Raw genomic sequence first — 2,138 nt, forward strand, 5'->3', positions numbered from 1 at the left:
CGACCGACGACGGCCCGCGGTTCCACAAGCCGATGCTGACGCCCGGCGAGTACGAGGCCGCCATCGGCGAGAAGCCGCTCGACTCGATCGAGTTCGACACGTTCCACGACACCTGGTAGGGCGGCGCGAAGCGCCCTTCGAACGACAGCGAGCGTGCGCTGTCCTCGCGGTTGGGGCTTTGGAGGTGTTCTTCGGGGTCCCGGTTACCTGACCCTGTTTCTATTCTCCGGACATGCTGTATCGGCTACGTTTCCGCATACAGGAGGGTTCGTCGGCACTCAGGGCAGACGTACGGAACTGGCGTCAGGATCTCGTCCGCTCGGATACTACTGAGAAATCCGTCGTCTGTCGATGGTGAAACGATGGATAGTTCGCCAACGGCGTCGGTTCCTTGCAGTTCCATCCGTTCCAGAGGTTCCTCGCAATCGGGACACGTCTTCTCGGAGGGCATACCCGTCAAGAGTACGGTTGCCCCTCCGGAAAATCAATTCGATGTGTTTTCACGTTCGGACAGAACTGATTCGCTCTAACAGAGATCGAGACGCAGCATCCATCTACCGGCCGTTTCACTCGAGATAGCACTTATAAATTAGAATTTTATGGCTCTGTTGAAATCCTTAGGAAGTGATATACTCTGACCAGGGCGTGGTCAGTATAGCGGTAGCGGTGAGCGATAGCGGGAATGGGTATCGCAGATCGCCGGCCGCGATGTCGTATTTAGATAGTCCTGAGCGACAGCGACGGGCGCGTATAAATGGTAGACGGCGGCGCGCCTGCGAGCGGCCGCCACCGGCGGCCGCGAGCCAGCCCGCGAGGGACGCGGTGAGCGCTCGGAGAGCGCGAACCGCGAGGCTGGGGAGGCGTGAGGTGCTGTGCGGGGCTGTGCGGGGCGGGACTCAAAGGGGCAGTCGCCGGCGGCTTCGCCGCCGGCTGCCCGTGGCGCGTCGCGCCACGCTGCCGGGAGGACGAAGACGCGCGACGCAAGTAGCGAGGGACCGAAGGTCCCTCGGACAGCAGGCGGCGAAGCCGCCGGCGAGACCGCAGGGAGGGAGCGATAGCGACCGACCGAGGACCACAGCGAGCGCATCGAGTCCTCCCGGCTGGGGCTTTGAAGCCGTTCGTGGTCGATCCACAGTCGGCCATTTATAAACAAGCGACTGGAGCTTTGGAGGCACTCGCCGCAGTAGCGTCGGCTACTTATAAACAGCCGACAGCAACACCGCAATCTGGCTTATAAATGACCACTCCCAAGACGTGCTATTCCCACTCCCGTGACTACTCCCCGTCGCGCGTGGGGAGGTCGGGCTCGTAGCCGACCGCGTCGACCGCCATGTCGAGGACGTCCTCGACGTTCTCGTCCTCCGTGACGCTCATCGTCGCGTCGACGGACTCGGCTTTCACCGCGTCGAAGCGGTCGTGTTTGTTCGCCACGGTGAGCAGCGGCACGTCCGCGCCGAACAGCTCGCGGACCTCCTCGCGGAGCTCCAGCTGGACGTCGAGGGGGTAGCCGCAGTCGCCGGAGGGGTCGATGACGAAGACGACGGCGTCCGCGAGGTGTTCGAGGGCGCTCACCGCCTGCCGCTCGATGTCGTTGCGCTCGTCTTCGGGGCGGTCGAGGAGACCGGGGGTGTCGACGATCTGGTACCGGACGTGGTTCCGGTCGAAGTGGCCGATCTGGACGCCCTTCGTGGTGAACGGGTACTCCGCGATCCGGTTCGACGCGCGGGTGACGCGGTTCACGAACGACGACTTCCCGACGTTCGGGTAGCCCGCGACGACGATGGCGGGCTCGTCGGGGTCGATCTCCGGGAGGACCTTCAGCTGGTCCCGCGAGTCGCCGATGTACCGTAAGTCCTCTTCGATCTGGTCCATCACGTCGGCCATGCGCGCGAACGCCTGCTTGCGGTGTTTGCGGGCGGTGTCCACGTCCGAGTTCCGGATCTTCGTCGTGTACTCGTCGCGGAGGTCCTCGATCTGGCGGCCGGCCCACATCACCTGCGAGAGCGCCTGTCGGAGGCGGTCGACGTCGACGATGGCGTCCGCCAGCTCGTAGTAGAACGGGTCGACGTCGAAGCCGAAGTCGGGCCACGAGGTGACGACGTTCTCCAAGTTGTCGGAGAGCACGTTGCCGGCGGTCC

The 2,138-nt window shown here is 64.0% G+C and carries 1 protein-coding gene and 1 pseudogene; one reads left to right on the forward strand and one right to left on the reverse strand.

The window, feature by feature from the left end; genetic code table 11:
- Positions 1 to 119, forward strand: a pseudogene (locus tag B9G38_RS17970) (diphthamide biosynthesis enzyme Dph2); the annotation flags it as partial.
- Between the two features lie 1,156 nt (positions 120 to 1,275).
- Here the strand turns inward: B9G38_RS17970 and B9G38_RS16355 are convergent.
- Positions 1,276 to 2,138 (reverse strand): GTPase (locus B9G38_RS16355; protein ID WP_086221084.1); only part of this gene is annotated, 863 nt, incomplete at its 5' end.

It is taken from the genome of Halorubrum sp. SD612 (assembly GCF_002135005.1).